General features: G+C 69.4%; 7 protein-coding genes. 4 read left to right on the top strand and 3 right to left on the bottom strand.

Going from position 1 to position 6,083, the window contains the following annotated elements:
- On the bottom strand, positions 1 to 674 hold a 674-nt coding region (locus FUT87_RS09730), incomplete at its 3' end, for a DUF3391 domain-containing protein (RefSeq protein WP_404935383.1).
- 199 nt (positions 675 to 873) lie between these two features.
- A complete protein-coding gene (locus FUT87_RS09725; protein ID WP_255511680.1) occupies positions 874 to 1,416 on the bottom strand; it encodes a c-type cytochrome in 543 nt (180 codons plus the stop codon).
- Positions 1,417 to 1,674: 258 nt separating this feature from the next.
- Here FUT87_RS09725 and FUT87_RS09720 point away from each other — a divergent pair, with 258 nt between their 5' ends.
- From FUT87_RS09720 to FUT87_RS09705, 4 genes are read left to right on the top strand one after another with little or no spacing between them, the layout of a single operon-like run.
- Positions 1,675 to 2,517, top strand: coding sequence for a MoxR family ATPase (locus FUT87_RS09720; protein ID WP_099861416.1), 843 nt, complete (start codon positions 1,675 to 1,677; stop codon positions 2,515 to 2,517).
- Between the two features lie 10 nt (positions 2,518 to 2,527).
- The gene (locus tag FUT87_RS09715) at positions 2,528 to 2,752 is read left to right on the top strand and encodes a hypothetical protein (RefSeq protein WP_147240322.1); all 225 of its coding nucleotides are present in this window, start codon (positions 2,528 to 2,530) and stop codon (positions 2,750 to 2,752) included.
- 49 nt (positions 2,753 to 2,801) lie between these two features.
- Entirely contained in the window at positions 2,802 to 3,410 is a 609-nt protein-coding gene (locus tag FUT87_RS09710; RefSeq protein ID WP_147240323.1) for a GNAT family N-acetyltransferase, read from the top strand.
- Positions 3,410 to 5,590 carry a S9 family peptidase gene (locus FUT87_RS09705; protein ID WP_255511750.1) on the top strand — a complete coding sequence of 727 codons (2,181 nt, stop codon included), beginning with the start codon at positions 3,410 to 3,412 and terminating at the stop codon, positions 5,588 to 5,590. The genes FUT87_RS09710 and FUT87_RS09705 overlap by 1 nt, the downstream gene beginning before the upstream one ends.
- Positions 5,591 to 5,843: 253 nt before the next feature.
- On the opposite strand, the gene FUT87_RS29920 is transcribed toward FUT87_RS09705, so the two are convergent.
- The coding region (locus FUT87_RS29920) for a hypothetical protein (protein WP_222617100.1) at positions 5,844 to 6,083 on the bottom strand (240 nt) is incomplete at its 5' end.

The following is a 6,083-nucleotide window of genomic DNA, read 5'->3' as shown; positions in this document are numbered from 1 at the left end:
ATCGCCCGGCTGCTGGGCCTGCCCGTGGGCATCGAGCGCGCGATGCACCACCTCTTCGAAACCTGGGACGGCCGCGGCAAGCCCGCCGGCCTGCGCGGCGACGCGGTGCCGGCGGTCGTCTTCGCCGTGGCGCTGGCCGGCGACCTGGAGATCTTCAGCCGCGTCCACGGGCTGCCGGCGGCACTGCGGCACATCGCCGAGCACGCCGACGCCAAGTACCCGCAGGCGCTGGTGGCGCTGTCCACGCGACACGCGGCCGACTGGATGGCGGCGCTCGACGAAGGCGCCCATGAGGCCGTGGGTGACGCCGCGATGGCGAGCTCGATGGCCGGCCCTGAACGCGGCGCCCAAGGTGACCCCGGTTGGCGGGCGCCCGGCAGCGCGCCCGACCTGAACGGCGCGCTGGCCGCGCTGCACACGCCGCTGGAACTCGTCGCGGACGTCATCGATCTCAAGCTGCCCTGGATGACCGGCTTGTCGCGGCGCGTCGCGGAGGCCGCCCGCGCGGCCGGCGCCGCGCTTCGGGCCGCCGCCGGGGGCGCCACGTCCAGCCCCTTCGAGGCGTCGATCCAGCAGAAAGGCACGCCGCTCGCCTTCAAGGCCTTCAGGTCCTCGGCGTCCGTCAGGACGAACTTGGTCTTCCAGAATGGATGGGACAACCACGAGCCCTCCATCCCCTGCAGGAACATGCCCAGCTTGACATCCGACGTCGGAATCTTCTTCAGCATGACTGGCGTTTTCGTCCAGGACAACACAGTATGGCGCCCTCCCCGGCGCTCGCACAGTCAGGCGACCATGAAAAAAACCGCCCCTCGGGGCGTTCGTGATTGTCTTCGCGCCGCGGCCGGGAGCCCGGCCTCAGCGTGCCACGGTTCAGCGGAACCGGGACTGCGGGACTGTACGGAGTTCGGACGGCAAGCTGGCCAGGTACTGGGACAGCGTCTTGAGTTCCGCGTGGGTGAACTGCTTGACCTGGCCCGCCATCACCGCGTTGCTGCGGCCGTGATAGGGCTTGCCCTGGATCTGGTAGGACTTGAGCGCGACGTACAGGTAGTCGGCGTGCTGGCCGGCGATCTTCGGATAGGTGCCGTCGATGGGCTTGCTGAAGTTGGCGCCATGACAGCTGGCGCAGGCGCCCTTGTCGAGCAGCTTCTTCACGTCGGCGGGCGCCTCGACCGTCGCCGGCACCGCCTCGACCTGGGCCAGGCCGGCGTAGTACTCGGAGATCTCGGCGATGTCCTTGTCGCCCAGCGGCAGCGCGATGCCGCGCATCGTCGGATGCTTGCGGTCACCCTTGGCGTAGGCGGTCAGCGCGGAGGCGATGTACTTGGCGTTCTGGCCCGCGATCATCGGGACCTTGTGGACCTCGGGGAAGGTGGCCTGGTAACCCGGGATGCCGTGGCAGCCGATGCACATGGCCACCTTGGCCTGCACCGGCGCCTGGGGGCCAGGTGTTGCCGCGGCGGGTGGGGTCGCTGCCGGCGCTTGTCCCGGCGCGGGCGACGAAGGGGCGTTGGACTGAGCGGATACAACAAACGCACTTCCGGCCAGCATCAACGCGAGGGAGATCTGCAGTTGTCTTCTCATGGTCCCGATCTTCGAGGATTTGGGGCGGCGCGATTATAGGGGGGGCCCTATATACTGGTTTTCACCGCTGCGCTAGAGAAACCCCTCATGAAATTCAAAGGTTCCCAGGACTACGTCGCTACGCCGGATCTGATGCTGGCGGTCAACGCGGCCATCACCTTGAAGCGGCCGCTGCTGGTCAAGGGCGAACCGGGCACCGGCAAGACGCTGCTGGCCGAGGAGGTCGCCAAGTCCCTGGGACTGCCGCTGCTGCAGTGGCATGTGAAGAGCACCACCAAGGCCCAGCAGGGCCTGTACGAGTACGACGCCGTCTCGCGCCTGCGCGACAGCCAGCTCGGCGACGACAAGGTGCGCGACATCTCCAACTACATCGTCCAGGGCACGCTGTGGCAGGCCTTCGCCTCGGACACGCCGGTGGCGCTGCTGATCGACGAGATCGACAAGGCCGACATCGAGTTCCCCAACGACCTGCTGCGCGAACTCGACCGGATGGAGTTCTACGTCTACGAGACCCGCGAGTGGGTGCGCGCCAAGCACCGGCCGCTGGTCTTCATCACGTCCAACAACGAGAAGGAACTGCCGGACGCCTTCCTGCGCCGCTGCTTCTTCCACTACATCAAGTTCCCCGAGGCCGACACGATGCAGGCCATCGTCGACGTCCACTTCCCCGGCCTCAAGAAGGAGCTGCTGGCGGCGGCGCTGAAGACCTTCTACGACGTGCGCAAGCTGCCGGGGCTGAAGAAGAAGCCCTCGACCTCGGAACTGATCGACTGGCTCAAGCTGCTGCTGGCCGAGGACATCCCGGCCGAGGCGCTGCAGACGCAGGACGACAAGGTCGCGATCCCGCCGCTAGTGGGCGCGCTGCTGAAGAACGAGCAGGACCTGACCCTGTTCGAGAAGCTCGTCTACATGCAGAGCCGCAACCGCTGAGGCCGCCGCGATGAGCCAGAACTTCAACGCCGCCTGGCGCGCCGCGCTGGCGGACGCGCTGGGCTTCGTGGGCGGCGGCGTGATCGGCCTGCTGGTCGGCCGCGCGCTGGGCTGGGAATTCATCGGCGCGCCCGGCTGGGGCACGACGCAGATCCTGGGCCTGCTCACCATCCTCGCCGGCATGGGCGGCTGCCGCTGGCTGCTGCGCCGGCTGCTGCTCGGCGGCAAGGGCTGAGCGCCCCTCTCCTTCCCTCCACCGCCGGCCGCGGGGTCGGCCCGATCGCATGACCGCATCCACTCCCTTCACCGCGCCGGTCACCCTGGCCGGCCCGCACGCGCGGCTCGAGCCGCTGTCGCCCGCGCACCGCGAGGCGCTCGCCGAGGCGGCCGACGACGGCGCGCTGTGGAAGCTCTGGTACACGACCGTGCCGGCGCCCGAGCGCATGGCCGCCGAGATCGAGCGCCGGCTGGGCCTGCGCGACGCCGGCACGATGAATCCCTTCGCCGTCTTCGACGCGCAGGGCCGGGCCGCCGGCATGACGACCTACATGAACATCGATGCGGCCAACCGCCGCGTCGAGATCGGCTCCACCTGGACCCGCGCGTCCTGCCAGCGCAGCGCGCTGAACACGCAGTGCAAGCTGCTGCTGCTCCAGCATGCGTTCGAGCAGCTGGACTGCATCGCGGTGGAGTTCCGCACCCATCGCCTGAACACGCAGAGCCGCCGCGCGATCGAGCGGCTGGGCGCGCAGCTCGACGGCATCCTGCGCTCGCACCTGCGCATGCCCGACGGCACGCTGCGCGACACCTGCGTCTACAGCATCACCGCGGCCGAATGGCCGACGGTCCGCAACCACCTGCAATGGCAACTCGACAAGCCCCGGAGCGCCTGATGGCCACGTCCAGGAAAACCACCGCCAAGCAAGACACCGCCAAGCGAGACACGGCCAAGGGCGAGACCGCCAAGCGCGCCAAGCGGGCCACCACGAAGCGCGCCCGCGCGACGATGGCGCTCAAGGCCCTGGACGTCGACGCGCTGTGGTCGCTGGCGCGACTGGGCGCGCCCAGCCTGTCGCCGGACGGCGCCCAGGCCGTGGTGCCGGTGACGCGCTTCGACATGGAGAAGAACCAGGGCGCGACCTCGCTGTGGCTGCTGTCCACGCTGGGTGGCGATGCGCGTCCGCTGACCTCCGCCGGCGAGAAGGACGGCCAGCCGCGCTGGAGCCCGCAGGGCGACCTCGTCGCCTTCGTCGCGCGCCGAGACCAGCAGGGCGACAAGGACGATTCCCCGCAGCTGTACGTGATCCCGCCCGACGGCGGCGAGGCGCGCCGCGTGACGAAGATGCCGTTCGGCGTCGAGGCCTTCAAGTGGTTCCCGGACGGCCGGCGCCTGGCCTTCGTGTCCTGGGTCGATCCCACGCTCAAGGGCCAGGCCGCGCAGGCCCAGCGCCGCCAGGCCGAGAAGGATCGCAAGGACTCGGCCTATGTCACCGAGGAAGGCTTCTACCGCTTCTGGGACCATGCGCTGCCGATGGGCCGCGTGCCGCACCTGCATGTCGTCGACCTCGACAGCGGCCAGGTGCGCGACCTCTTCGAAGGCACCGACTACGAACTGAGCCGCGCCGAGCCCGATGCCGACAGCTTCGACATCTCGCCCGACGGCCGCCGCATCGTCTTCAGCTTCGATCCCAACACGCCCAAGACGCTGGAGCACCGCAATGCGCTGGCCGAGGTCGAGGTGCGCTCCGGCCGGGTCCAGGTGCTGCTGCATGAGCCGGCCTGGGACCTGGTCGCGCCGGTGTACAGCCATGCGGGGCACCACATCGCGTTCGTCGCCTGTCACCAGGGGCTGAAGCACACGATGCCGCAGCAGCTGGCGGTGCTGGACACCCATGGCCACTGGGCGGTGCTGTCGGAGGACTGGGACCAGGAGGTCGCCGCGCCGCTGCGCTGGGACGAGGACGACCTGGGCGTGCTCTTCTGCGCCGAGGAGCGCGGCCGCCGCCACCTCTACCGCTTCGACGTCAAGACGCTGCACGCCTTCCCGCTGTGCGAGGGCGGCCATGTCGGCGCCTTCGCGCTGGAGGCCGGCACCCTGGTCGTCCTGCATGACAGCGCGAGCTTCCCGCCGCGGCTGTCCGTCGTCGACCGGGAAGGCGATGCCGCGGAACAGGTGCTGCACCGGATCGAGTCCTTCAACGACGCGGCGCTGTCGACACTGGCCTTCGGCGCGGTCGAGGAGCGCTGGTACGAGGGCGCGCTCGGCGAGCCGGTGCAGATGTGGCTCTACTACCCGCCCGGATTCGACCCGCGCCGCAAGACCAAGGCGCCGCTGATGCACCTGATCCACGGCGGCCCGCACACCGCGATGGGCGACAGCTGGCACTGGCGCTGGAACCATCAGGCGATGGCGGCGGCGGGCTACGTGGTGGCCTGCGTGAACTACCACGGCTCGTCGAGCTTCGGCAATCGCTTCGCGGACTCGATCACCGGCCGCTGGGGCGAGCTCGAGCTGGAGGACGTCGAGCGCGCGACCGACCTGCTGCTCCAGCAGCCCTGGGCCGACCCGAAGCGGGTCTTCGCCACGGGCGGCAGCTACGGCGGCTACATGGTCGCGTGGATGAACGGCCATGTGCCGGCCGGCCGCTACCAGGCCTACGTCTGCCATGCCGGCTGCTACGACTGGACGGCGATGTTCGCCAACGACGCCTACCTGTGGCATGCGAAGGAGCTGGGCACGGCCTACTGGAAGGATCCGGCCAAGGTCGCGTCGCAGAGTCCCATCGGCTACGCGCAGCACTTCAACACGCCCACGCTGGTCATCCACGGCCAGCTCGACTACCGCGTGCCCGACGCGCAGGGTCTGGCCTACTACAACACGCTGAAGGCGCAGGGCATCGCCGCCCGGCTGGTGTGGTTCCCGGACGAGAACCACTGGGTCATGAAGCCGCGGAACTCGAAGCTCTGGTATGGGGAGTTCTTCGACTGGCTGAAGCGGCATGACCAGCCCCGAAAGGCCTCGCTGACTGGTGGCGAGGCGGCCGCGCCACGTGCAAGACGCAAGAGAGCGTAAGAGACGTGTCGCGCCCGCGCCAGCCGGATCCAACCAAATCATCACCAATTCGTTTTGATGGCGTGAGCAGCCTCATCCGCTGCTCGACGGCAAGCCGCTTCGCGCGGCCTTCGCCCGCGTTGGGGCGTCCTCGCCCATGTCGCTGCGGGGCCATGGCAATGAAACGATCGCGCCGGTGATCGTGACGCCCACGGTGGGACGAACGCGACGTGTCCGCAAGAATCCGCGCGTCTCGTCTTCCCCGCCTGATTCGTCATGTCCGCAAGCACTGGCCGCGCGTCCTCGCAATTCGCGCTGTTGAGCCTCCTGGTTGCTTCCACGCTGGCGGCGTGCGGCGGCGGGGGGAGCGACAGCGCCACCCCGACACCGTCGACTTCCGGCTCCCCCGCACCCGGACCTTCCACGGCACCGGCACCAGCGCCGCCTCCGGCACCTGGTCCCGCACCAGCTCCGCCTCCGGCACCTGCTCCCGCGCCAGCTCCAGCTCCAGCTC

The organism is Mitsuaria sp. TWR114, from assembly GCF_007997345.1.
This window is presented reverse-complemented; position numbering and strand designations above follow the sequence as displayed.

What these genes read in the sequence shown, in the direction of transcription:
- FUT87_RS09725 (WP_255511680.1), bottom strand. Translation starts at nt 1,416, where the DNA reads ATGTGCATCGGCTGCCACGGCATCCCGGGTTACCAGGCCACCTTCCCC.
- FUT87_RS09720 (WP_099861416.1), top strand. Translation starts at nt 1,675, where the DNA reads ATGAAATTCAAAGGTTCCCAGGACTACGTCGCTACGCCGGATCTGATG.
- FUT87_RS09715 (WP_147240322.1), top strand. Translation starts at nt 2,528, where the DNA reads ATGAGCCAGAACTTCAACGCCGCCTGGCGCGCCGCGCTGGCGGACGCG.
- FUT87_RS09710 (WP_147240323.1), top strand. Translation starts at nt 2,802, where the DNA reads ATGACCGCATCCACTCCCTTCACCGCGCCGGTCACCCTGGCCGGCCCG.
- FUT87_RS09705 (WP_255511750.1), top strand. Translation starts at nt 3,410, where the DNA reads ATGGCCACGTCCAGGAAAACCACCGCCAAGCAAGACACCGCCAAGCGA.